Source organism: Mesocryomonas lacus (genome assembly GCF_055730105.2).
The window spans coordinates 990,660-1,012,626 of the sequence record NZ_JBUZWF020000002.1 but is presented as its reverse complement, the minus strand read 5'-3'; the positions used below and the strand labels follow the sequence as shown (position 1 = coordinate 1,012,626).

The following is a 21,967-nucleotide window of genomic DNA, read 5'->3' as shown; positions in this document are numbered from 1 at the left end:
AGGTAGCGTGAAGCTGACCTTGCGCCATACCGAAGCCGGCGACGCGGCTCGCCGTTCTGGCAGCCGTCCGGCGTCAGGCGACGGCACGCGGGCTGGACGGAGTCCCCGAACGGGCAAGGACGTCGCCATTCCGATAAAATGGGTACGCGCATTCAGGCCCGGCAACGACCTACGCAACAGGTTGAACGACGAGTAACACCCGCGCCCTGGAGAGCGGCCACCGAGTTGCCGTAGACTTGAAAAAGCTTCACAAAACCGTCCCTACGCCGGCTTGAACACCCTTCGTCGCAGAGAGAGTCAATTGGGCGTTTTGTCGGCAACTGGTCATGATTTGGACATGATCGGCCCACGTGCAAGGAGAACCGATGTTCGACTGGCTACATGCGAGATTCGGGATCGCAGGGTACTGCTGGTTGAAAGCGATTATCACACTGCCAGAGCGGTTTCCCTATCCATATCTGCAAGCGGTGGAGTGATCGTGGGCATTGCTGCGTCGGTCCGGGGTGCCCTTCAGATCGTCGAGACAATCTCCGTCGACCTTGTGTTTCTGCACGTTAGCTTTGCTGGCGGAAGCATGCCGCTGGCCGAGGTATTCCGTCCCTTTGGGGCTGCCGTAGCGTTCCGTGCGGGCTACGACAAGTGGTTCGATCCGGACGACGCGATTAATGCGGGTTCACAGGTGCGCGTGAGCGACTAGACGTCGTTCTCAGTGAATGCGCAAACCCGACCTCGAGCGTCTCTAGATAATCCGCAAGCTTTTCGACACCATCTACCCCGAGCAGCGCCTCGACGTCCGATGCCATCTGTTCCCGTAGAGCGGCTATTTCACCTAACGTGCGAGTCCCCTTTTCAGAAATACGGAAAAGGGGTCGTTCTGCCGGTTCGACATGCCCATGGTCGACAAGTTGATCGATTAACCTTTGCAGCGTCATCCGGCGGATACTGAGCTTTTGGGAAAGCTCCACCACACAGATCGGCTTCCCGTCACGCATTGCGAGAATGATATCATCTTCTCCGGTCGCAAGCCCGATGTCGGCAAGTCGTATTCCCAACATGGCACGGGTCTGTCTAGCGATCCCTACAAGAGCCTTGACGATCCGCGGCTCGGCAGGCGCGGACTTCAATGCAACGACGTTCATCAAAGTTCTTTCTCGACTTTTACCGATTGGGTCCCGCGTTCCCCTCCAAACTTGCGAAGGCAGCCGCGTCGCCAGTGCTCCCGGCCCAGTGAGAGATATCAGATCCAAAGCCCGGCATGGCAAACAGAATTCCGAAATGTCTAACCTTGAGGGCGTTCATATGCACCCGTCTCTTATGTTCCAGCCTCCATCCTCGAATGCGATACTGTCGCCGACCCGGAGCCGAACGTATGATTGCAGCTACCGAAATTTTCTGCCGGACAGCTGGCCTCTTTCGGAACCCGCACGCCACGGAACACGATGCGCGAAGTCCCCGCAACCTTCTCAGTCGGTGAGGTGACGGAAGCCGAGGCTCTGGTGTTCTAGATCGTCCATACTTCCGGTAGCTTCGACAGCCTGGGCTACGACCTGCATCTGCTCGTACGCCAACAGTGCGCCGTAGTGGCCCAGAGGGTCTACCTTGATGCCTGCGGCACGGGCTTGATAGACGTCGAGAAAGTCCCCCAAGACTAAATCGGTCGATAAGCCGGCCGAGCCGGAATGCATTGGTCGCTCGGCATTCGCGCTCATCCGTGAACAGAACGGCTCCTGATCGCGAAGACGGCAATGATCGTCATAGCGCAGCACGCCATCAGATACCCGGCAACAAGGACGGGGCTTCCATCCGCGTAGGCAACCAGTGAGGCGGCGATCAGCGGCGTTGGTCCCGCGATGAGGACGCCGTTCAACTCGCGTGAGATCGTGAGACCAGTGAACCGGTAGCGTGTTGGGAAGAGGTTGGCAAGGAACGCCCCCTGGGCGCCGGCCATCGCTCCGAAGCCGATTCCGTAGCCGAGGCTGATTCCAACCGCCGCCCACAGCGTGCTGCCGGTCTGGAGCATCAGGAAGAGCGGGTAGGCGAAGAGCAGAATGAAGAATGCACCGCCTGCATAGACCTTGGAGCTTCCGATCCTGTCCGCCAGCTTCCCCATGAGAGGTGTGCAGACGATGCCGACGATCGCGCCGATCGTCCCTGCCGTAAGGCCCGCCGTCCGCGGCATTCCCAGTGTGTTCGTCATGTAGCTGAGCGAGAAGGCGCTGAGGATGTAGACGTTGGCATTGTGGCCGGTCACGCTGAGGAAGCCGAAAAGCACCTCCTTCGGGCTGTTGCGAAACAGCTCGCCCAGCGGGACCTTCTGCTCTTTCTTCTGGACGGCGGCCTTCGCCATTGCGGCCACGTATTCCGGTGTCTCCTCGAGGTGCTTCCGGATGTAGAGCGCAACGAGGAACAGGACGCCGGACAACAGGAACGGAACGCGCCAAGCCCATCCCAGCAGCACGTCCTCCGGCAGATACGAGATGACGAGGAAGCTCAGCGTCGCCAGCATGATGCCGACGAGCGTCGCGGCGTTCGGAAGGCTGGTGTAGAAGGCCCGCTTCTCCGGCGGCGCGTACTCCGCGACCAGAACGATGGCGCCCGCCAGCTCCGCCCCTGCGCCAAATCCTTGGATCAGACGCAGGAGGACGAGAAGGATCGGCGCCGCGATGCCGATCGTGCCGAACGTCGGAAGCAGCCCCATCAGCACCGTGGCCGCGCCCATCAGGGCGATCGTCAGGATCAACGCCGGCTTGCGCCCGAACTTGTCGCCAATGTGAGAGATAACGACGCCGCCCACGGGGCGGGCCATGTAGCCGACGGCGAACGTCGCGAAGGCTGCAAGGACCCCGACCGTCGGCGAGAGGCTCGGGAAGAACAGCTTGTTGATGATCAGGCCCGACGCCGCGCCGTACAGAGCGTAGTCGTACCACTCAATCACCGTGCCGACCGTCGCCGCGGCGACCGCCTTCCTGATGTCGGGCTTGTCCCGTTCGGACGCGGCGACGAATTCCGTGGTCGTTGTCATTCTTCGAACCCTCCCAGGTCGATCGTCTTCTTGGTCACATGATTCCGGTCTTGGCGAAGATCGCCGTCGTGGTCTCGCCGGCGAGGATCATGTCGCGGACGTCGCTCTCCCCTCTGACCTTCGCGAAGGCCGCCTCGAGCACCGCGTTCTCGTGTGCCGCCGGGACCACCACGACGCCGTCGATGTCGGCGATCACGAGGTCGCCGCTCTCAACTCGGCATCCGTTGTCGAAGCGGATGGGACAGCGGTAGTCGATGACCCGCCCGCGGACGCGCTGATCCTGCGCGTAGCTGCCGGTCGAGAACACCGGGAAGCCGAGGCCTAGAATCTCGCGTGTATCGCGGTGAAAGCCGTCCAGTACCGCTCCGGCGGCGCCGAGCTTGGCGGCACGGGTGCTCATCAGACCGCCCCAGAGCGCATACGACGGCGAGCCGCCGGTGCAGATGTAGATCTCGTCCTTACGGAGGTCGTCGAGGGCTTCGAACATCAGCCCGAAAGGTGCGGCAGCTCCTTGTCCACCGACGTCGCTGGCGCAATCGGCTTCGAGCACCGTCATGGCGCGACCGGCGATGATCATGCCCGGCACCAACGCCCGGATCCGCGGGGGAAGGAACTGGATCGTCAGCCCCATCGCATCCATGACGTCGCCGACGACGGCGGTATAGAGGCTGCTGCGGATCGACTCGAACAGATCGGGCTGCGAACCGCCCGCGTCCTGTGTTGCTTCCGAATTCATTCGGTCTCTCTCCCTGTTCTGACAGCCCGCTCGAAGCGGTTGATGGCGGAGGCGAAGTGCGCAGTCATGCCGGCCTTCGCGAGTTCAGGATCACCGCGGATGATCGCCTCGGCGGTCCTCGTGTGGACGTCGAGGATTTCATCCCACTCGGTATCGTTCCGTGCGAGGCCAAGACCGGAGCGTGTGGATTGGCTGGCGACGTTGGAGATGCCGGCAAGCATCAGCTGGAGAAGGTGATTGCCGGAAGCGGACGCGATGGCGTCGTGGAACCGGATGTCCACACGCCAGAACTCGTCGCACTGTCCGCGGGTGCTGCGCAGGTCGTCGGTCAGCCGCTCGATCGTCGCCGCCTGTTCCGACGTCCTGTTCAAGGCCGCCAGCTGTGCCGTGGTCTCCTCCAGCCCGCGCCTGGCGTACATCACGTCCAGCATGCCGACCTGCCCGATAGCCAGTCCGTGGTCGAGCAGTCCGGCGAAGAATGCCGGTGCCATCGCCGACACGGTCGGGCTTCGTCCGCTCGATACCGAAATGATCCCGCGTCCGACCAATGCGTTCGTTGCCTCCCGGACGGCCGGGCGCCCGACCTCGAAGCGACGAGCCAGCTCGGACTCGCTCGGAAGCACGTCTCCCGGAGAGAGACCTTCGTCCCTGATCAGCCTGACGATGTAGTCCGATACTTGATCAGATATCCGCACTTGCCGCACTTCGATCCCAACCCAACCGCGATCCGGAAGCTGTCATCCTGTATTACAGGTTTCGGAATGCTGGAATTTTTGGTGGTTGTCAACATTCCCTACATTGGAAGTCGAGAGCTGCAGGCCGCCCTCACCCGCGCCGGGAACCAATTCTAACACCGGTTCGAGAAACGATATTAGCGGAGGTTTTGGCCTGTAGCCTCCAGGCAACCACCTACAGGTATTTTCCCGCTCATCAGCATCCAGCTGGGCTGCGGAGCTAGACGGCGCTTCGGCTACGATATGAGATGAATGATTTGCGGGTATCATAGTTGCGACGGTGACAGGGTCCAGCAGCGAAGTTCTAGCGGCGATGGACATCTTCGACGATGTCGCGTTCGGCAACATCGCCTCGTGCCACGAGGCGATGTTCAGGCATTCGATGCATTACCAGGCGCGGCGAAGCGCAATGGCGTCGGACAACGTGTCTGGTAGCTTCCGCTTGGACTTCAGAACGCTCGTGATTCCAGCTCCACGCGTTTGACCTCGCGGATATATAGCGCATCCGCGTTCCACAGGCATTCCAAGCGTCGGTATCGCGATAGTGGTGGCTGTCGCCATGCCGGTCGGAGGAAACCGTCGCCCAGCTCACCAGCGCACCCGTGCAATAGCAAGGTCCTCTCGGCTCTTCAGATACAAACTTCAAGCGCCGATTATGTTCGGAGCATGTTTGTTCAAGACGGCCGAGTGTTCCGAGGCAATCCTCAAATACAGCGGACCGGTGCTTAATATTGACCCGGGTTGACTGAAATTGGACCGGTCGCCCAGAGAGAGGATCAAGTCGATGGCAAAAGTTCTAATTTTGTACTATTCGAGCTACGGTCATATTGAGACCATGGCAAAGGCGGTTGCCGAGGGCGCAATAAGCGCTGGCGCGACTGTCGATATCAAGCGCGTGCCCGAAACTGCACCGCCTGAAGTGGTTGCGGCGGCCCATTTCAAGACTGACTACGAGCACCCGGAAGCCCAGCCCGCGGAGCTCGCGGCCTACGATGCGATCATCGTCGGCGCACCGACCCGCTTCGGCAACATGTCCTCGCAGATGGGGTCGTTCTGGGACCGTACCGGCGGATTGTGGTTTACCGGCGCATTGATCGGGAAAGTTGGCGGTGCGTTCACCTCCAGCGCCAGCCAGCATGGCGGCAACGAGTCCACGCTCCTATCGGTGCAGAAGACCTTGCTGCACCACGGCCTCGTCATTGTTGGCCTTCCGTATTCGTTCCAGGGTCAGACCAGCAATGCCGATATTACCGGCGGATCGCCCTATGGTGCCACCACCATCGCCAACGGCGACGGTTCGCGCCAGCCGAGCGGCAACGAACTCGACGGAGCCCGTTTCCAAGGGAAGCATATTGCGGAAATCGCTGCCAGGCTTTTCGCCCAATAGGATGGGAACGATCTGCCGTTCGGATTCACGGATGAATAACATTCCTGGTACTCGTAGACAGGGTCTTTCCGACCCCCATCGGGGATACAATCGCACTCGTGGTCCCTGCGGCATCGATTCGATGAAACCGATTGGATCAACGGCGATCTCTTCGCCGTAGCCGAAGACGAGCTCGACTTTACGCTGCCGTTGTGCTCCAGACGCGGTTGGACGGCCCTTCCTCAAATAGTCGTGAAGGTAGGGATCCAGCAGCGGCGTAGAGAAATCCAGAGTGGATCAAGGCCCGCGGCGAGCCGATTTGAGCCCTAGATGCCAAGGTGGAATTCATCGACATAGGCCTCGATGACACGGACCGGGTCGACCCCGGTCTCACAGCTATCCAATGAATTCGGAATAAGCCACGACTCGTGCCGATTGTCCTTCGATGCACCGACCCATGCTCCATCAGTGGAGCCCACAGTCTGGACAGAGGTTTTCGAAGAGGCGTTGCTTCTTTTCGGAGTTTAAGTTTGGTCCGCGACTGGGTCTTGTCGGCGGAAAGCGGCTGTCCGTTTCCTTGTGCCCTCGTAGAGAGCTGCCGTTCAGAAAACGGCCTTTCATGGCCACCCTCAGCCTTGACCACAAATTCAGGATCCATGCCCCGAGGCGCTTGAGAGATACTACGTTCTCCCGACCTTATGTTCCGCGGCCATATCCGCTACCGCCGGCTTCCAGACCCGATTCCGAGACCGCGATGCACCCGACCCAGACATTCGAACTGGTTTTTATCCTTCTTCTCGCGATCCTCGCATTGCACTGGATGGCCGCCCGCGCCCGCCTCCCGCCTTCGGTCGCGCTCATCGTCGGCGGCGGCGCCCTCGCCTTCCTTCCCGGACTGCCGATGATCGAGCTCGATCCCGAACTGGTGCTCGTGCTCTTCCTGCCCCCTCTCCTGATGGACGGCGCCTTCTACACCGCGCTTGCCGCATTCCGCCGCCACAGCGCCGGCATCCTGTCGCTGGCGGTCGGCGCGGTCGTCTTCACGACCCTGGTGGTCGGTGTCGTCGTCCACTGGCTGGTGCCGGAAATGCCCTGGGCAGCATGCTTCGCCCTAGGTGCCATCGTCTCGCCTCCGGACGCCGTCTCGGCACGCGCGGTACTTCAGCGCGTGAAGCTTCCGCGACGGCTGACCACGCTGCTCGAGGGCGAGAGTCTGCTGAACGACGCCAGCGGCCTGGTCCTCTTCCGCTTCGCCGTCGCAGCCGCGCTGACGGGGAGCTTCGATGCCGTCGACGCGAGTATGGAGTTCGGATTCCTGACAATCGGCGGTGTCGTGGTCGGGGCCATCGTGGGCGGGGTCTGGACACTTCTTCTCCGCCGCCTCGGCGACGAGACCCTGATGATCCTCGCCTCCCTTATCCTGGGCTGGGCCGCCTATCTCGCCGGCGAAGCGGTCCACGTTTCCGGCGTCATATCCACGGTCACCGCGGGACTGGTGTTCGGCTGGTACCAGCATGTGGTTTTCACCGCGAGCGTTCGCATCCGCGCTGGCGCCTTCTGGCACGTCATGGTGTTCCTGCTGGAGGCGATGATCTTCATCCTCATAGGACTGTCCCTCCGGGGCGTGCTGGAGCGTGTCGGCGGCTTCGAGACCGTCCTCTCGACGATGACTGTGCCGATCATCGGAGTGATCGCCGCAATGACGGTGGCACGTTTCATATGGATCTTCGGCTGCGACGCCGTCCTCACGCTGCTTGACCGAATCGGCGTCGCCACCGACGACCCGCTGGGTCCGAGGGCCGCGACGGTGATGAGCTGGGCAGGAATGCGAGGGGTCGTGACCCTTGCCGTTGCTCTCACCGTGCCGGAAACGATGCAGGGACGCGACCTGATGCTCGTCGCCGCCTTCTCCGCCATTCTCGTGACCGTCCTCCTGCAGGGAACGACGCTCGGCCTGGTGATCCGAGCCGCAAAACTGACCGACCGGGAGATGCGCCCTCCTTTGGTTCTTGCCGAGGCGGAGGCGGCCGTCGCGGCCGCGCAGCTTTCCGCCATCCGATCGCGAGCCTATGACGACGAGGGAGCGCTGATACATCCGCGGCTGCTCGAGAGCTTCCAGCTTCGTGCCGACCAGACGTCCAAGAATGCGGAGAAGGCAGACATGTTCGTCGGGGAGATCACCACCCACTACGACATCGTCCTAGAAGCGGTGATGGCTGGTCGCGCCGAACTCGTTCGCCTTCACCGAATGCACCAGATCACCGACGAAACGCTGCATGACCTGGAGAGGGACTTGGACCTCGAGGAGTTGTCGGCGACGGCAGCGAAGGCATTCTAGGACGATGCATCAGAAGCGTCAGCCCGCCCCGTCTGCGAAGGCCCTTCCAAGTGGTAGGGTGCTGCTTCCATGCCGCCGGACGCCCGTGCGTTCCATCGCTCGCTTATGGTCGTCGACTTCGTGCGGGAGAGGATGCGTTTGGTCATCCCGGTCCGCGGCAGCTTCCAAAGGGATACCGCCTCTCGGTCGGGAGGCGACAGCATGGCTCGTTTAAGATCTGAAACGTGGGTTGCAAGAGCGGCCGCAATCCGTCTGGTCGCGACCATTCTGATGCTGACAACGTTCAGCACGGCACATGCGCAGGAGGCAGCGACCTCCCTTCCACCCATGGTCGTCGAGCTGGTTCCTGGACAGGATGCTGCTTCGGTGGAAGCCGCAGTGAGAGCTGCGTCCGCAACCGGTCGTGCGGTCACCATTCGCTGGGTCGATGCCGGCGGCCGATACTCCGTCGATCCCCCGCCTATGTCGCCCACCCCGTCGGAGGAATTACGTGCTGGACTGCCCGAGAGCATCTCCAACGGGATCGCCCTTGGCCTGTCTGGGATCGCCGAAATTCCGGGTGCCGCCCGCAAGACGCTCGACTGGTTGGCTCCAGACTATGCCGAAACGGGCAGGTCGGCGGGGAAGATCATCGTTGCCACGTTGATCGCGGCCTTTCTTGCGCTGATGGTGCGAAAGTGGCTGCCGACTTCGAGTGTGTTCGGACACTGTGCCGACCTTCGGGCACGGACCCGCTCCGCTTCGCGTTCGGCTTTGGCCCATCTGGCGGCACTCGGCATCTTCGTCCTCCTCGCGCTGGGCGCCCAACGCGGGCTCCTGTCCCTCAGCGCCCCGGCGGAAGAGGCCTCCGCGGCGCTGCTGCGCATAATTGCGGTCATCGGTCTTCATCTCGTCGCCGGCGATTGGCTCCTGTCCCCCCGCCGCAGCGAGCGGCGGCTCTTGAAGATCGAGAGACCGGCTTGGCACTTCGGAATGCTCGTCGCCTACGGAGCCGCCAGCTCAATCCTCCTGGCCATGGTCATTCTCTTCGACCGGGCGGGCGGGAGCCCCGCAGCCATACGCAGCGTGTCATTCCTCGGAGCATCGTCCGTCCTAGCGTTGAAGGTCGTCTGGTTCGGCGTCGGTCGGCACGATATCGCCAACGCGTTTGCTGGGCAGTCGCCGGGGCCAATCAGATGGGGCGCGTCGCACGCCTATCCGTGGTTCCTGATCATCTTGGCGATCCTCCTCTGGCTCTTGGGCTGCCTTGCCATTGCCGGGTCGCCGGTGGACGATTGGAACTCCACCGCCCGCACGACGCAGGTGCTGGCATTCGTGGTTCCCCTGGCAGCGATGGGCTTTCACGCCTTGGCTGCCTCATTCCTGCATCGTCATGAAGCGGACGGTCGTCCCGTCGTCGCTGCGGCCTTCGTAGCTGGTATTACGTTGGCCACCGGGATGATCTGGCTCGGCGGAATCTTCATCGTCGCTCGGCTTTGGGGCAACGCCCTCGCCGGGACCGGGGCCGAGGGCCTGTCCGTCCGGCTGGACGATGCCCTGCACCTCGGGCTCGGCGTCGTGGCAGGCTGGTCGCTCTGGACCTTCGCATCGGCGTTCTTTCGGATCCACCTGCCACCCGGCGGGGCCACGGCGCCGGGGTCCGGCGACGAGGAAGCGCAGGTTGTCCCGGCGACCCGCCTATCGACGGTTCTGCCGCTGATCAGAGACGTCGCGCTGGGACTCGTGGTCGCCGTCACCGCCCTCTTGGTTCTCTCCGCTCTCGGGCTCGACATCTCGCCGCTCCTGGCAGGCTTCGGGGTCTTCGGCCTCGCCATCTCCTTCGGCTCGCAGGCTCTGGTGAAGGACATCGTGTCAGGCATCTTCTTCATCGCGGAGGACGCCTTCCGCGTCGGCGAGTACATCGACACTGGCAGGCTGAAGGGGACCGTCGAGCATATATCGCTGCGCTCGGTGCGGTTGCGGCATCAGAACGGCCAGTTCCACACCATGCCGTTCGGCCAGATCCAGTCGATCACCAACTACAGCCGGGACTGGTCCGTGGTGAAGTTCGAGCTGAAGTTCGATCTCAGCGTCGATGTCGAGAAGCTGCGCAAGACCGTCAAGCGCGTTGGGCTGAAAATCATGGAGGATCCGGAACTTGCTGCGCAGATACTCCAACCGCTGAAGATGCAGGGAATCCAGGACGTCACGGAAACGGCGTTGGTCGTTCGGTTCAAGTTCACTGCCCGACCAGGCAATCCCTCGCTCGTGCAGCGTGAAGCGATCAAGCGACTACTTGTGGCGTTCAGAGAAGATGGCCTCGATCTAGCCTCTGCCATCGGCCCTGGGCGACCACCGCCGCAGGAGGCAGTGGCCTAGCGTCCGTTTCCGTGATGGCCACGGCGCTATCGAAAGAGTTGAAAGCTGCTTCCCGGACGCTGTCCTTCCGATCCTAGACGTGATCGCATGGAGTGGCCCGATCGGTGAAATCGACTTGCATGAAATAGTGGAGCAGAAGGGCCGTACGACAAACCCGCCAGTACGCGGCCGTATGACATTGATCACGAAGAGCCGGAGCCGCTTCTGCACCGACGGCGCGGTCGGATCGGATCCAAATTCCTGAGCGGAGACTGAACGATGAAGGAAAGCAGACACATGAATGCAGCCGAGAAGTCGGCCGAGTTCACGAGGCGAATGCTCGCGAACCAGACTCCGCAGCGGCGCTCGATGAACGAGACGATGGGAAAGGTACTCTCGACGTACCTCGATACGGCCTACGACGTGGATCTCAACAAACAGGTCGACTGGCTGATGAACAGCATCCTCCTCGAGACTGGCGGACAGCCCGGAACTCCCATCCCCGAAGGCTCCGTCCGGGGCGGCCGCGTTATCCTCGTCGTCGGCGGCGCCGGAGCGGGAAAGTCACTGCTGATCTCACATACACTCCGCAACCGTCCCGAGTTCGAAGGCTTCGGCAAACCTGGCGAGTGGTCCCCCGTTCTCTCGGTCGTCGCTCCCTCGCCCTTCACGCTGGCCGCTCTCGGCAACGAGATCGTGCGGAAGATCGGATACAACGGAAGAAGGGAGATCTCGCAGTCGAAGGTCTGGCCTTTGGTGCGTGAGCTTTTGGAAGATGCCAGCATCCGCATCCTCCACATCGACGAAGCTCAGCACGGTGACGAGATCGTCAGTAGTGCGATGAGCGAGCTGGTCGAGAACACTCTCAAGCGCCTGATGCAGGACGAGTGGAAGGTCTGGCTGATCCTGAGCGGACTTCCGACTTTGGCGCGGTTCTGCCAGGGCGACGAGTCGATGAACCGCCGTGTCCGTGTGGTGAATCTTGAGCCCCTCGCCTTTCCCGAGCACGTTCCGACCGCTCGCGACATCCTCACGAAGATCGCCTCGGCATGTCCTTCGATAGATTTCTCGTCCCTAATGTCGGACGACTTCGCGCATCGTCTGCTTCACGCGTCCATGTACCAGTTCGGCATCCTCGTGGAATACGTTCAGGACGCGCTCGGCGAATGTCTGATGGGCAAAGATCAAAGCCTCACCCTGGGACATTTCGCGGACGTCTATCAGCTCCGAACCGGCGTTCTCGACGATTCCTTGAATTGCTTCGTGGCACAGAATTGGATGAAGATCAGGGTCGAGAACGCTTTGTACGAGGAGCCGCTCGACGAAAATGGAAAACCAGTCGGGCCGCCTAAGGTGAAGTCGCGCAGAACGAAGGGGCTAAGCTGATGAAGCTCTCCTTCAGCCTGACGCCGGGTGTAAGTGAGATCCCCTCCGATTTCGCATCGCGTCTCTCGGCACGCGCATGCAGAAATGATCTGTGGGATTTCTGCGTCGATTTCGCCCTGGACACCCAGGGCATCATCGACGGAGACCCTTCGGCAGTGAAGGATCTGGCGGATCTGGCCGACGTCGACGCACGCTCCCTTCTCGACGAGGCATTCGTCCGCATCGGCCGCAATCATCACTTCGATCACAAGGGCCAGCGGCTCAAGCGGCAGAACCTGATGCGGGACCGGGTCCGGATCTGTCCGGCTTGCGTTTCGCAGGATCTGCAGCATCAGGATTTCCGTCTCGTCGCCAGACCATACAGGAGAAGTGAGTGGGTCATCGAGGCGCTCGGAACCTGTCGTCATCACGACATGGCGCTTGTCGATGTTGCCGCCGATGTCGTGCTTGGGCGATCGCACGATACCTCCCGATCGATCTCGGACATCCTGCACCGGATCCCGAAGATGCTGGAGTCCGCGACGATGCGGGCGCCTTCCGATCTCGAGAACTACGTCCGTAATCGGATCTCGGGCGCGACGGCTTCTCCATGGCTCGACACGTTCCCTCTGTACGCGGCGATCAATATGACGCGGATCGTGGGCGCCGTCGAAAGACATGGTGCCGAAGTGACACTCGAAGAGCTGGATAATGTCGAGATTTGGAGATGCCACTCGACCGGATTCCATGTTCTGGACCAGGGCGAGGCGGGCATCCGTCGCATGCTGGACCAGCAGCAGCGGACCTACTTCGACAAGCGCAGCGACTGCGGGCCGAAGGCGCTCTTCGGGCGGCTGTACGAATGGCTCGCGCATGAGACGGGCGACATAGCGTACGAGCCGATGCGGCTGGTGATGATGGACAGCATGGCGCAGGGGCTGCCCGTGGGACCCACCGACGAAATGTTCAACAGGAAGTACGATCGTCGCCGCGTGCATTCCGTATACTCCGCTTCTTCGGAGTACCGCTTCCATCCGAAACGCCTGCGCAAAGTCTTGCTCGAAAAGGGACTGATCGCCGCCGCTTCGAACGGTACCAGCGATGATCGCGTCCTTTTCGATGCCGAGCGGGGAGCGCAGTTCCTAGACAAGCTCGATCGGACGCTCTCGTTGAAGGACGCTGCCGCTTATCTCAACATTCCGCGACCGCTCGAACAGAAGCTGCTCCAGCATGGATTTCTCGAACCGATGATCCGCGGCGGTACGGAAATGTTCAAGGACCATGCCTTTCTGAAAGCCGACCTCGACGCCTTCCTAGAAGTCATCAGCCGGAAAGCGTCGAGCTCCCTTCCTCACGAGATGGCACTCGCAGACATTCCCGGCGCTGCGACTCGCGCGTGTTGCGACTCCATCCGGATCGTGCAGCTGCTGGTCGACGGCACGCTGGATCGCGTGGGACTCGATCCGAACGAGAGGGGCCTTCTGGCGATCCTGGTCGACGTAGCCGAAGTCCGATCCCACGTGAACGGCGCGGAACACCACGGCCTCACGCTTCGGGAGGTGGAAAGGCAACTGCAGACAAGCTCGCGGGTCGTCACGGCTCTCATATCGGAAGGCCATCTGACGGTGGAAATGGTGCCGAACCCGGTGATGAAGAGGATTCAGTCGGTAGTGCGGCACGAAGTCCTGGCAGACTTTCTTCGAAAGTACGTGATGCTCGGCACCCTCGCCACCGAACGAGGTCTCCATTTCCGCACTGCCAAGAAGCAACTTGTCGCCGCTGGGGTGAGACCGGTTGACGATCCCGCCAAGCTTTTCGTCACGTTGTATCGACGATCTGAAATCCCTTGAACCAGCTGATCTAGGATTGGGCGCCCTCGTCTTATGACGGGGGCTTTTTTTTGCCCGCTGGCCATCGGAGAAGCACGTTATCCAATGCTAATTGTGAGCGAACTTACTGCGCACAATCGGTGAGCGGCTGTGACGCGTATTTCATAAGTATATGATTTCATTATCGATTTTTTCATTTGTGAGCGAGATACCGTGACGCGTCAGGATGGATGCCCCTGAGTTATGTTCTTAACAGCCTGAGTTCCGAACCAGGGTCCTCAACGACAGCAACTTAGCAAGAGCGAGGCGGACAGCCGTTTTGGCCATCCGCCTCTTTTTGTTTACTCTCCTGTATGCCCTCACCGAAGTCCTGGCGCCTCACAGTCATCCATCTCGGCATCGGCTCCCTCCTCCAGATGTCGGATCAGCTCCTCGGCATCGGCCATCCTTTGCGCGAGCAAAGGACCCAGCGCCGTCGATCTTTCTCGGTTCGCTTCCAAGTCGGCATCAGTGACTCGCACCAGATGTCGAGCGTCCAAAGGGAAGGAGTACATCGCGTCCTTCTCAAACGCGGATCCCTCTGGCGCCCAACCGAGCTTCAGCGACGTCGTCACGAAGTCGCCTGTCCGCTTATGCGATATTGCTCCAGAGTCACGTAGATGGACCTCTGCGAAACCGAAAGGCGAAGCCCGTGCGTGCGATCGCTCGGTCGCACCAGTTCTTTCGCGACCCGACGAGCTCTTGCTAGATCACCCGTTACCTGGACCGAGTACCAGTGACTTCCAGTCATGGCTGCTAGTTCGTAAAGTGCCCAGCCATGCGTCGATTTGCTGAACTCGGTCGGGCGACAGAGCACGACTTCAAACCGATCCCGGCGAACTGTCTCCTCAGCCCACTCGAGATTCGGCGGGGTCCGCGAGACCATGGGTCGCGGCCACGTTCGTGCCGGTTCGGTCTCAACAAAGATTTCGTCCAAGCCAGTCGAATGCTTTGCCATCTTCGATCTCCCTCCGATGGAGGGTGGCTTGGCGACCTGAAAGGCACCAAGTCGGCGGGCATCCGTTCAGCCTCACGCTTCCATGCTGACGTACTTCATGCCGGCCGCTGCCTTAGCAACAGGGCGAGCCACTAGCCTAGGTTCAGCCCGCCACCCGTCGGTCAATTTCAACCGTTCTAGAGCCGTGGTGCCGAGCGCTCAGTGCGGCAAACCGCGAAGTCGGGTGAAGTCGTCGTCCGAGTTCGCCGCAGAGCTCGAAGCCTCCTGGTTTGAGGCACTTTCTCTTGGGTACCGGGTCGAGTGGCGTTTGCGAACGATGTCGTCCGCCTGGCGACGAGCACTGCGAACGACGGCGCTCAGAGGATCCAGATCAGAAGCTGGATAACACCGACGGGTACACCCACAACAGCGGCGACAGACGCAGTGACTCTTGCCTTCCTGGAGTCGAGCAGCTACTGACGAAACCTGCCATTCAAGAGGTCGGGCGGGTACGGCAGGTTTTAGGATCGCGCGGGATCGATCTGCACGGCTAAGATGGGCGCTTAGCGGGAATCATTTCCGGCGTCGGATACGGGCCGAAGGCGGTCCTTCCGCTTCCGAGGCCATCTCGCGAATAGCTGCCATTCCGCGTTCAACCCTTTAAAGACGTTGCCAGGGTCGAAGCCCGTTGAGTCTTCCGCTTACGCCCCCTCTCGGGAAGCCGAACGGCTCGACGCGCAACGAGAAGCAGACGTTCTCGAAGGCGCTTGGGGTTGCACCCTACCGAAGGTCGTGCAGATCCGTCCCAAGATGGTTCGTCAGCGTCCAGTCTGAGAAGTGGACCGCCAAACCCGCTCGCTCCGGCGTGCAGCACATCGGACCGACCCGGTAGCTGACGCCTTCCGGGAACGGACAGAGCCGCACCAAAGGCCAGATTCTCCCGTCGCTCGAGGCCTGCACGCGCAGGACACCGTCGGCCAGGGACACGCGCATCCAGAAATCCATTGGGTCGCCGTCAAAACGTCCCGTTGCCCAGTCGGACCGCTCCTGCGTCAGGACGCTGCCAAGGAGGGCATGTCCATCCGAAAACTCGAGCCCGGCCTTGATCCAGTGCCGCTCGTCGATCCGGACCATGATGCCGGCCTGATCGTAGAGGCTCTCGAACTTCGCCCGGATGCGCAACTGCGCGGTGAAGCCGTCTCCGGTCTCCAATCCCAGAAAGTGGCCGCTGTCGCGCGTGAAGCCGTAATGCGTCTCACGCCAGAAGTCGGTCCGCTCGTCGGTCATCATCTGGAGGCTGTCGGGGCCAAGCTCAGCCTGCCTTGGTTCGTTCAGCCAGACACCTGTCCTGAGATCCGTCATCGACCCTCGTCCTTCGATTGTCTCACAGCGCTGGCGCACCAACCCGGCGGCCTCTGGCTCAGTCTTGATGGCTGAACCGGGTCGACGTACCGGAGCACGGTCCATCGGGTGCTGCAACGCAGGCCCGGCAGTTCACGCTAGCTTTACCCCCAAAAGTTGACCGACCGCTTTCCACCCGTAAAGTCTTTGGGGGCAGGAACTCGGGTGATCGGATGCGGCCAAGCAAGCTTCGAAGGGATTATTGCACTTGCTGCGTCGATTTCCGACAGGAACTTTGCTTCGCGTCGATGAGAAGGGTGCGCGCCTGCAGCAGACGGATTTGCTTCTGGAACTGAAGTGGGCTCGTCGCGGTAGCCGACGTGACAAGCCGGACAGCGTGGTCCGGCATGGCGAATTTCGCACCAGGCCGCCATGCTGCCCTTGCAGTAAGCCAGGAAGTCCGTACCAAGCAGTATCTTTCCACCACGGTGAGCTACGTCACCCGAAAGCAGAAGCCTTCACATAATCTCGCGACTTTCGGCCCGGTAATGGCTTCACACCGTTGATCCGCCATGCCGCTAAGCCGAAATAGCCCACGCCTTGGCGCTAGCCCGAACGGCCACAGCTTCGTCCGCAGCGGATGCCTGTGACGGCGGCAGCGATGCCGATGGCGAGGACCGGGAGCACGACGTGCAGGACAGCTGCACTGAGGGCATCGCCGTCGATGCTGCCTCGGTCGCTGGCCAGTCCGATCAGCAACGGTCCGAAGCCGAGGCCGCAAAGTGTGGTCGCCGCGAGCATCAAGCCCGAGACGGTGCCCTTCGCTGGGGTAGCGGTGACGCTCTGGAGGAGGGTCAAGCCGGTCGGGGTCGCCGCGCCCATGGCACCGGCGAAGAGAGATAGGCCTGCGAGCGACAGCGTGAGGTCGGCCGCCTGCGCAAACAGGAGGAGGCCGGGGCACGCCAGGAGAAGCGCGATGGCGGCGATGCTAAAACCGCCCCGCAGTCGAAAAACGCGCATTGCCCGATCGGTCACCCATCCGCCGACGGCGTGTCCGGCAACGCCCGCGAGGACCGTCACTGTGCCGGCGGCCAGCGCCGCCATGGCGGGCTCGAGCGCGAAGCGGCGGTAGAGAAGCGTCGGCGTCCAGGCCGCCACCCCCTGGATCGCCAGAACCGTCGCCGACATCACGAGCAGAAGCGGCAGATAGGTCTGCCAACCCGCCGACAGCCAGGCGAGAGCCTGGCCGAGCATGGCCGTCCGAGACGGCTGCGGCGTGCTCTCTTTCGCGGCCCCACCATCGCGGACGGTGAAGAGGGCCAGGAGCGCTGCGAGGTTCAGAACGAGAGAGGCAAGGACGACGGCGCGCCAAGGCTCCGCGGGCAGGTCGGCAAGGCCAGTCAGGCGACCGAGCAGCCAGCCGCCGCCGATCAGCGCGGCCGCCCGGCCAGCGAGGCCGGCGGACGTGAAGACGGCGGTGGCCCGGGCGCGCCGGGGTGCGCTGACCCGCTCCGCGATCAGCGACAGCACGCAAGGCAAAAGCACCGACTGACCAAGGCCAACCATGAGAGAGGCCGCGAACAGCCACGGAAAGCTCGGTGCGATCGCGTAGCCGAGGATGCCGCCGCTCGAGACGGTCAGGCCGCACAGGAGCAGGCGTCGCCGGTTGGTCCGATCAGCCAGCAGGCCTGCCGGAATGATGGCGAGCGCGTAGAGGAGCGCAAAGCCTGTCCCTTGGAGAAGGCCAAGCTGCGTGTCGGTGAGGCCGAGGCTCGTCTTGATGGGCGTCAGCAGCACGGCCAGGAGACCTCGGTCCATCAACGCCGTGAACTGCACAAGCGCCAGCGCCGCCACGAGGCCGGAGGCGGAGCGGCGGACGGGACGGCGGGCATCAGGATCGGCGGCGATGCTGTCAGTCGGCGGGCTCAACTCAGCGCCCGCAGCCAGTCGTCGAAGAGCGGGCGACCGTTCGCCTCGTCCACCACTGCCTCGCCGTTGCTGTTGCCGTTCACTGCGCGGAAGCGTCCGGGTGTCGTGCCATAAGCCTCTGCAAAGGATCGGTTGGCGTGGCTGTCGGACAAGAAACCGGCCTGAAGCGCGAGCTGTCCCACGCTGACCGACACGAGGTCGGGGCGCTGCATCAGCGAGTGCAGGCGCATGACACGCCGCTTGACGATATAGCGTGAGATCCCGCCGAAAGGCTTGAAGAGCTCGTAGAGAACGGTGCGCGAAACCCCGGCCAGCGTCGAGATCATGATCGGCGACAGGTCACGGCGCGACAGGTTCGCCTCTACGACGAGGCGGATCCGGTCGAGAACCGCCGCGGCACAGCGGTCGCGCAGGAGCGCGGTATCCTCGGAGCGCAGCGCCAGCGCCAGCGCGCTCTCCAGGATGCCCACCACCGGCGCTGACTCGGTGTTCGCCGCGCTAAGCTGCCGCGTGACGATTGAGGTCATGACGTCAGCCAGAAGCCCCGACTGCGGGTTGGACAGGATGCGCGCGTGCAGTCCCGCCACCTGGACGCTCGACCTCTCCACCAGGTCACGCGGAACCGAAAAGGTCAGAAGGCGCACGTCGAAAGCCGTGGTGCGCTGCGGGCGGGTCAGGTCGAAGAGGGCGATGCTGCCGGGCCCCGCTTCCTCGGCCTGGTTGTCGTGCTCGACCACCATGCGGCCGGAAACGACGAGCTGGAGCGTGAAGTGCGAGAAGCCGTCGCCGCGCACGCGGGCGGCGGTGCGCTCGTGCGCGACGTCGTTGAGCTGTCTGTCGAACAGGACAAGGGGTCCCAGGCGGCAAGCCTCGAGGCGCGCGTGGAAGCCGGGCCCGGTCTGGTGAACATCCGTGCCCCCGGCATAGAGCGCGCGGTATCGCCCGAAGGCATCGCCGTCCTCGACCGCGACGCTGTCGAACTCGTAGTACACCGGCGGCGATCGGGTCATGCGGGGCAAAGCATCCTGGCGGCGTGCGGGTCGGTGAGGCAGCCCTTCCAGCTGGATCGAAGAAAGGCCGGGCTGCGGTCTCTTTCCGCACGGCCTGACTATGGCGCGCGAGACACAGTTCGCATGTCGAACGATCCTATAGGGACTTCCGGACGCTCAGGCAACGAATGGCGGACGCTGGTGCAACGCCGCTCCGCCCCGTTCCGTAGCTCACCGCGAAGCCGGCCCCTAACTATCAGTCATCGCAGGAGGCGGCGCCAGGCCGGGCCGTCTCGCGCAGCGGCACGGCAAGCAGGGCGCGCAGCCGCCTGTCCCGCGTCGCAGTTCCGGCCCCTGAGCAGAGACCCGTTCATGCCGATCCGACGCCGCTCCGCCCCTGCGCTTCTGCTCCAAACCGCCCGTCCGATCTGCGGCGTCCGTGGCGAGGCCATGGCGTGAGCGCCGCTTCGATGATCGCCCCGGCCAGCCCCGGCGGCAGCGAGGACCTCGTCGTCACCTCCTCGCGGGGCTTCCCCGACTGGCTGGCCGCGCTAGGGGCCAGCCTCCTCTTCACCACAGACCAGGCGGACAGGCTTTTCCGGATCGGCACGCACGGCGGACGTCTCTCGGTCGTAGAGCGCAGCTTCCCCCGCCCGATGGGCCTCGACGTGTCGTCGGATGGGCGATCGGTGCTGATGGCCACGCGCAACCAGATCATCCGCTTCGACAACGTCGTGCCGGCCGGTGAGAAGGCGGGGGCCAGCGGCGACAAGGGCTATGACGCACTGTTATCGCCGCAGGCTACCTGGAACACCGGCGACCTCGACGTCCACGACGTCGCTTTCGGGCCCGATGGTCGGCTGGTCTTTGCCAACACCTTGTTCTCGTGCCTCGCCACGGTCTCGGACGGCGGTTCTTTCCGCCCGCTCTGGCGGCCCCCGTTTATCTCGAAGCTGGCCCCCGAAGACCGCTGCCACCTCAACGGCATGGCGACTGACGAGACCGGAACCCCGCAATTCGTCACCGCCGCGTCGCGCTCGGATGTCGCGGACGGCTGGCGCGACTGGCGCGCGGACGGCGGGCTCTTGATCGACGTCACGTCCGGCGAGACCGTCGCTTCCGGCCTGTCCATGCCGCACTCGCCGCGCCTTCAGGACGGCTGGCTGTGGATCCTGAATTCCGGCACCGGAGAACTCGGTCTCGTCGACGCCGGCTCGGGGCGCTTCGAGCCGGTGGCGTTCTGCCCTGGCTATGCGCGGGGCCTCGCCTTCGTCGGCCGCTTCGCAATCGTTGGGCTCTCCCTGCCGCGCGGCGGAAGGAGATTTTCCGGGCTGCCGCTCGATGCGGCGCTGGCAGTGCGGGATGCCGATGCGCGCTGCGGGCTGCTCGTCATCGACACGCACACGGGCGACACGGTGGAGTGGCTGCGCCTGGAGGGCGCCGTGCGCGAACTGTTCGACGTGGCCGTCCTGCCGGGTGCGCGCCGCTTGGCCTCGATCGGCTTCCATTCCAAATAGATCGACCGCGTCCGGTCGGTCGGGGGCGTGAACCGGGCTGCTGACCCCCACACGCAAATAGCTAATTTTCGGCTCGGCGCTGTCTCCGCCGTCCCGCTCCCTTGCGCCGACCCGCGCTCCCTTACCCTGCCAAGCTCCTGACGATCGAAGAGGTAGCCTTCGTGTAGGGCACAAACGATGTGTTTGGCTGAAAGCTTGAACGTCTGGCAGAGCCGCGTGAGCGTTGCTCCTTATCATCTCGGACAGCCTCCTCTTAGGTGGCTGCCGGAACTCGCGAACGACCGTCAGTGGTCTGCCGCATGCTCTTCGGCGTCGGCGCCCCGCGAGGAGCGCCCACGCCAGACCGCCGTTCGGCGCCCGTCGCATCGAACGATCAGTACATCGGCAGGCCGCCGGTGACCGGGATGACGGCGCCGGACATGTAGCTGCCCTCGCGCGAGGCCAGGAGAACGTAGGCGGGGGCAAGTTCCGCCGGCTGGCCGGCGCGGGCGAGCGGCGTGTTATGGCCAAGTTTCTCCAGCTCGTCGGGCTCCTTGGCGATGACCTGGATGGGCGTCCAGACCGGGCCGGGCGCGACAGCGTTGACGCGAATGCCCTTCGGCGCAAGGAGGTTGGACAGACCGATGGTGAGGCTCGAAATCGCGCCCTTCGTCGCGGCATAGACGATCATGTTTTCGGTGGCGACCTTGGCCTGGATGCTCGTCGAGTTGACGATCGCCGAGCCCGGCTTCATGTGCGGCGCCGCGGCCTTCGCCAGGCGCAGCATCGCAAAGACGTTGACGGCGAAGGCATCCTGCATCTCGTCGTCATCGATGCTGGCGAGATCCTCGTTTGTCGTCTGCGCGGCGGCGTTGTTCACGAGAATGTCGAGACCGCCGAGCTCCGAAACCGTCCGTGCCACGAGGTCGGCGCAGAGATCGCGGTCGCGGAGGTCGCCCGGCACGAGGACGCAGCGGCGTCCGGACTTCTCGACCCAGGCCTTGGTGTCCTCGGCATCGGCCTGCTCGGTCGGGAGATAGGAGATCGCGACGTCCGCGCCCTCGCGGGCATAGGCGATCGCAACCGCCTTGCCGATGCCCGAATCGCCGCCGGTGATCAGCGCGACGCGGCCCTCCAGGAGGCCCTTGCCGACATAGCTCTCCTCGCCATGGTCGGGCCGCGTGTGCATCTTCTCCTCAAAGCCGGGAAGCTGCTGCATCGTCTCTCCGGGAAACTGTGTGGGCTGGCTGGTGCGGGGATCGTCGGTCATCTCTGTTCCTGTCGTTTGAAGGTCAGGGCAGCAACGATCCGTCACGGATATCGCTCCCGCACCAAGGCCGATCCCCGTGCCGGAATGCGTTCGAAGGCCGACAGCTCCCCGCTCGACCCTTCGCCGCGCGAGCGCCTGCCGCCCTCAATCTTGATGCGGCAGGGCCAAAATCCCTCTCGAAACCTTATGCGCGAAGACCGATCGTCGCAGCGGAGCGCATCGGCCTATCCCCGGATGGT

At 63.0% G+C, this 21,967-nt stretch carries 18 protein-coding genes and 1 pseudogene; 9 read left to right on the top strand and 10 right to left on the bottom strand.

Translation table 11 applies throughout. The annotated features are described in order from the left end of the window. Positions 1-7 precede the first annotated feature (7 nt). Together ACZLZQ_RS09815 and ACZLZQ_RS09810 are read left to right on the top strand one after the other, a co-directional pair. Complete coding sequence (locus ACZLZQ_RS09815; RefSeq protein ID WP_472949184.1) at positions 8-196, top strand: HU family DNA-binding protein; 189 nt, start codon at positions 8-10, stop codon at positions 194-196. Between the two features lie 282 nt (positions 197-478). Further along, positions 479-697, top strand: a complete 219-nt coding sequence (locus tag ACZLZQ_RS09810; RefSeq protein WP_472949183.1) for a hypothetical protein — start codon at positions 479-481, stop codon at positions 695-697. Here the strand turns inward: ACZLZQ_RS09810 and ACZLZQ_RS09805 are convergent. From ACZLZQ_RS09805 to ACZLZQ_RS09780, 6 genes and pseudogenes are all read right to left on the bottom strand, one after another. Next, the gene (locus ACZLZQ_RS09805; protein WP_472949182.1) at positions 663-1,139 is read right to left on the bottom strand and encodes a MarR family winged helix-turn-helix transcriptional regulator; all 477 of its coding nucleotides are present in this window, start codon (positions 1,137-1,139) and stop codon (positions 663-665) included. The two genes, ACZLZQ_RS09810 and ACZLZQ_RS09805, sit on opposite strands and share 35 nt — an antisense overlap. A gap of 324 nt (positions 1,140-1,463) precedes the next feature. Then, a complete protein-coding gene (locus ACZLZQ_RS09800) occupies positions 1,464-1,709 on the bottom strand; it encodes a hypothetical protein (RefSeq protein WP_472949181.1) in 246 nt (81 codons plus the stop codon). Continuing rightward, the gene (locus tag ACZLZQ_RS09795; protein WP_472949180.1) at positions 1,706-3,022 is read right to left on the bottom strand and encodes an MFS transporter; all 1,317 of its coding nucleotides are present in this window, start codon (positions 3,020-3,022) and stop codon (positions 1,706-1,708) included. The genes ACZLZQ_RS09800 and ACZLZQ_RS09795 overlap by 4 nt, the downstream gene beginning before the upstream one ends. A gap of 34 nt (positions 3,023-3,056) precedes the next feature. Beyond that, positions 3,057-3,758, bottom strand: coding sequence for an RraA family protein (locus ACZLZQ_RS09790; protein ID WP_472949179.1), 702 nt, complete (start codon positions 3,756-3,758; stop codon positions 3,057-3,059). Further along, positions 3,755-4,249 carry a FadR/GntR family transcriptional regulator gene (locus ACZLZQ_RS09785; protein WP_472949236.1) on the bottom strand — a complete coding sequence of 165 codons (495 nt, stop codon included), beginning with the start codon at positions 4,247-4,249 and terminating at the stop codon, positions 3,755-3,757. Before ACZLZQ_RS09785 ends, ACZLZQ_RS09790 begins: the two co-directional genes overlap by 4 nt. A gap of 27 nt (positions 4,250-4,276) precedes the next feature. Then, positions 4,277-4,453 (bottom strand): annotated as a pseudogene (locus tag ACZLZQ_RS09780) (FadR/GntR family transcriptional regulator); the annotation flags it as partial. A gap of 352 nt (positions 4,454-4,805) precedes the next feature. On the opposite strand from ACZLZQ_RS09780, the gene ACZLZQ_RS09775 reads away from it, so the two are divergent. From ACZLZQ_RS09775 to ACZLZQ_RS09750, 6 genes are all read left to right on the top strand, one after another. Beyond that, positions 4,806-4,976 (top strand): hypothetical protein, encoded by a 171-nt coding sequence (locus tag ACZLZQ_RS09775; protein ID WP_472949178.1) that lies wholly within the window; start codon positions 4,806-4,808, stop codon positions 4,974-4,976. A 300-nt stretch (positions 4,977-5,276) separates the two neighbouring features. Then, positions 5,277-5,879, top strand: a complete 603-nt coding sequence (gene wrbA / locus ACZLZQ_RS09770) for an NAD(P)H:quinone oxidoreductase (protein ID WP_472949177.1) — start codon at positions 5,277-5,279, stop codon at positions 5,877-5,879. A gap of 733 nt (positions 5,880-6,612) precedes the next feature. After that, positions 6,613-8,196, top strand: coding sequence for a Na+/H+ antiporter (locus ACZLZQ_RS09765; protein WP_472949176.1), 1,584 nt, complete (start codon positions 6,613-6,615; stop codon positions 8,194-8,196). Positions 8,197-8,265: 69 nt separating this feature from the next. Next, complete coding sequence (locus tag ACZLZQ_RS09760) at positions 8,266-10,554, top strand: mechanosensitive ion channel family protein (RefSeq protein ID WP_472949175.1); 2,289 nt, start codon at positions 8,266-8,268, stop codon at positions 10,552-10,554. A 276-nt stretch (positions 10,555-10,830) separates the two neighbouring features. Further along, entirely contained in the window at positions 10,831-11,919 is a 1,089-nt protein-coding gene (locus ACZLZQ_RS09755; protein WP_472949174.1) for an ATP-binding protein, read from the top strand. Further along, positions 11,919-13,748 carry a TniQ family protein gene (locus tag ACZLZQ_RS09750; protein ID WP_472949173.1) on the top strand — a complete coding sequence of 610 codons (1,830 nt, stop codon included), beginning with the start codon at positions 11,919-11,921 and terminating at the stop codon, positions 13,746-13,748. Before ACZLZQ_RS09755 ends, ACZLZQ_RS09750 begins: the two co-directional genes overlap by 1 nt. 1,735 nt (positions 13,749-15,483) lie before the next feature. Here the strand turns inward: ACZLZQ_RS09750 and ACZLZQ_RS09745 are convergent. The 3 genes from ACZLZQ_RS09745 to ACZLZQ_RS09735 form a co-directional block, all read right to left on the bottom strand. Continuing rightward, the gene (locus tag ACZLZQ_RS09745; protein ID WP_472949172.1) at positions 15,484-16,065 is read right to left on the bottom strand and encodes a DUF1349 domain-containing protein; all 582 of its coding nucleotides are present in this window, start codon (positions 16,063-16,065) and stop codon (positions 15,484-15,486) included. 585 nt (positions 16,066-16,650) lie between these two features. Beyond that, a complete protein-coding gene (locus ACZLZQ_RS09740; protein WP_472949171.1) occupies positions 16,651-17,973 on the bottom strand; it encodes an MFS transporter in 1,323 nt (440 codons plus the stop codon). Next, the gene (locus ACZLZQ_RS09735) at positions 17,970-18,983 is read right to left on the bottom strand and encodes an AraC-like ligand-binding domain-containing protein (protein ID WP_472949170.1); all 1,014 of its coding nucleotides are present in this window, start codon (positions 18,981-18,983) and stop codon (positions 17,970-17,972) included. Before ACZLZQ_RS09735 ends, ACZLZQ_RS09740 begins: the two co-directional genes overlap by 4 nt. A 434-nt stretch (positions 18,984-19,417) precedes the next feature. Between ACZLZQ_RS09735 and ACZLZQ_RS09730 the strand changes: the two genes are divergently transcribed. Continuing rightward, on the top strand, positions 19,418-20,479 hold the full coding sequence (locus tag ACZLZQ_RS09730) for a TIGR03032 family protein (protein ID WP_472949169.1): 1,062 nt from the start codon (positions 19,418-19,420) through the stop codon (positions 20,477-20,479). Between the two features lie 373 nt (positions 20,480-20,852). Here the strand turns inward: ACZLZQ_RS09730 and ACZLZQ_RS09725 are convergent, their stop codons facing one another. Then, positions 20,853-21,728: an SDR family oxidoreductase gene (locus ACZLZQ_RS09725; protein ID WP_472949168.1), complete on the bottom strand. Its 876-nt coding sequence runs from the start codon at positions 21,726-21,728 to the stop codon at positions 20,853-20,855. Positions 21,729-21,967 lie beyond the last annotated feature (239 nt).

What these genes read in the sequence shown, in the direction of transcription:
- ACZLZQ_RS09735 (WP_472949170.1), bottom strand. Translation starts at nt 18,983, where the DNA reads ATGACCCGATCGCCGCCGGTGTACTACGAGTTCGACAGCGTCGCGGTC.
- wrbA (WP_472949177.1), top strand. Translation starts at nt 5,277, where the DNA reads ATGGCAAAAGTTCTAATTTTGTACTATTCGAGCTACGGTCATATTGAG.
- ACZLZQ_RS09775 (WP_472949178.1), top strand. Translation starts at nt 4,806, where the DNA reads ATGGACATCTTCGACGATGTCGCGTTCGGCAACATCGCCTCGTGCCAC.
- ACZLZQ_RS09750 (WP_472949173.1), top strand. Translation starts at nt 11,919, where the DNA reads ATGAAGCTCTCCTTCAGCCTGACGCCGGGTGTAAGTGAGATCCCCTCC.
- ACZLZQ_RS09805 (WP_472949182.1), bottom strand. Translation starts at nt 1,139, where the DNA reads ATGAACGTCGTTGCATTGAAGTCCGCGCCTGCCGAGCCGCGGATCGTC.
- ACZLZQ_RS09785 (WP_472949236.1), bottom strand. Translation starts at nt 4,249, where the DNA reads ATGGCACCGGCATTCTTCGCCGGACTGCTCGACCACGGACTGGCTATC.
- ACZLZQ_RS09725 (WP_472949168.1), bottom strand. Translation starts at nt 21,728, where the DNA reads ATGACCGACGATCCCCGCACCAGCCAGCCCACACAGTTTCCCGGAGAG.
- ACZLZQ_RS09745 (WP_472949172.1), bottom strand. Translation starts at nt 16,065, where the DNA reads ATGACGGATCTCAGGACAGGTGTCTGGCTGAACGAACCAAGGCAGGCT.
- ACZLZQ_RS09800 (WP_472949181.1), bottom strand. Translation starts at nt 1,709, where the DNA reads ATGAGCGCGAATGCCGAGCGACCAATGCATTCCGGCTCGGCCGGCTTA.
- ACZLZQ_RS09790 (WP_472949179.1), bottom strand. Translation starts at nt 3,758, where the DNA reads ATGAATTCGGAAGCAACACAGGACGCGGGCGGTTCGCAGCCCGATCTG.
- ACZLZQ_RS09755 (WP_472949174.1), top strand. Translation starts at nt 10,831, where the DNA reads ATGAATGCAGCCGAGAAGTCGGCCGAGTTCACGAGGCGAATGCTCGCG.
- ACZLZQ_RS09795 (WP_472949180.1), bottom strand. Translation starts at nt 3,022, where the DNA reads ATGACAACGACCACGGAATTCGTCGCCGCGTCCGAACGGGACAAGCCC.
- ACZLZQ_RS09765 (WP_472949176.1), top strand. Translation starts at nt 6,613, where the DNA reads ATGCACCCGACCCAGACATTCGAACTGGTTTTTATCCTTCTTCTCGCG.
- ACZLZQ_RS09760 (WP_472949175.1), top strand. Translation starts at nt 8,266, where the DNA reads ATGCCGCCGGACGCCCGTGCGTTCCATCGCTCGCTTATGGTCGTCGAC.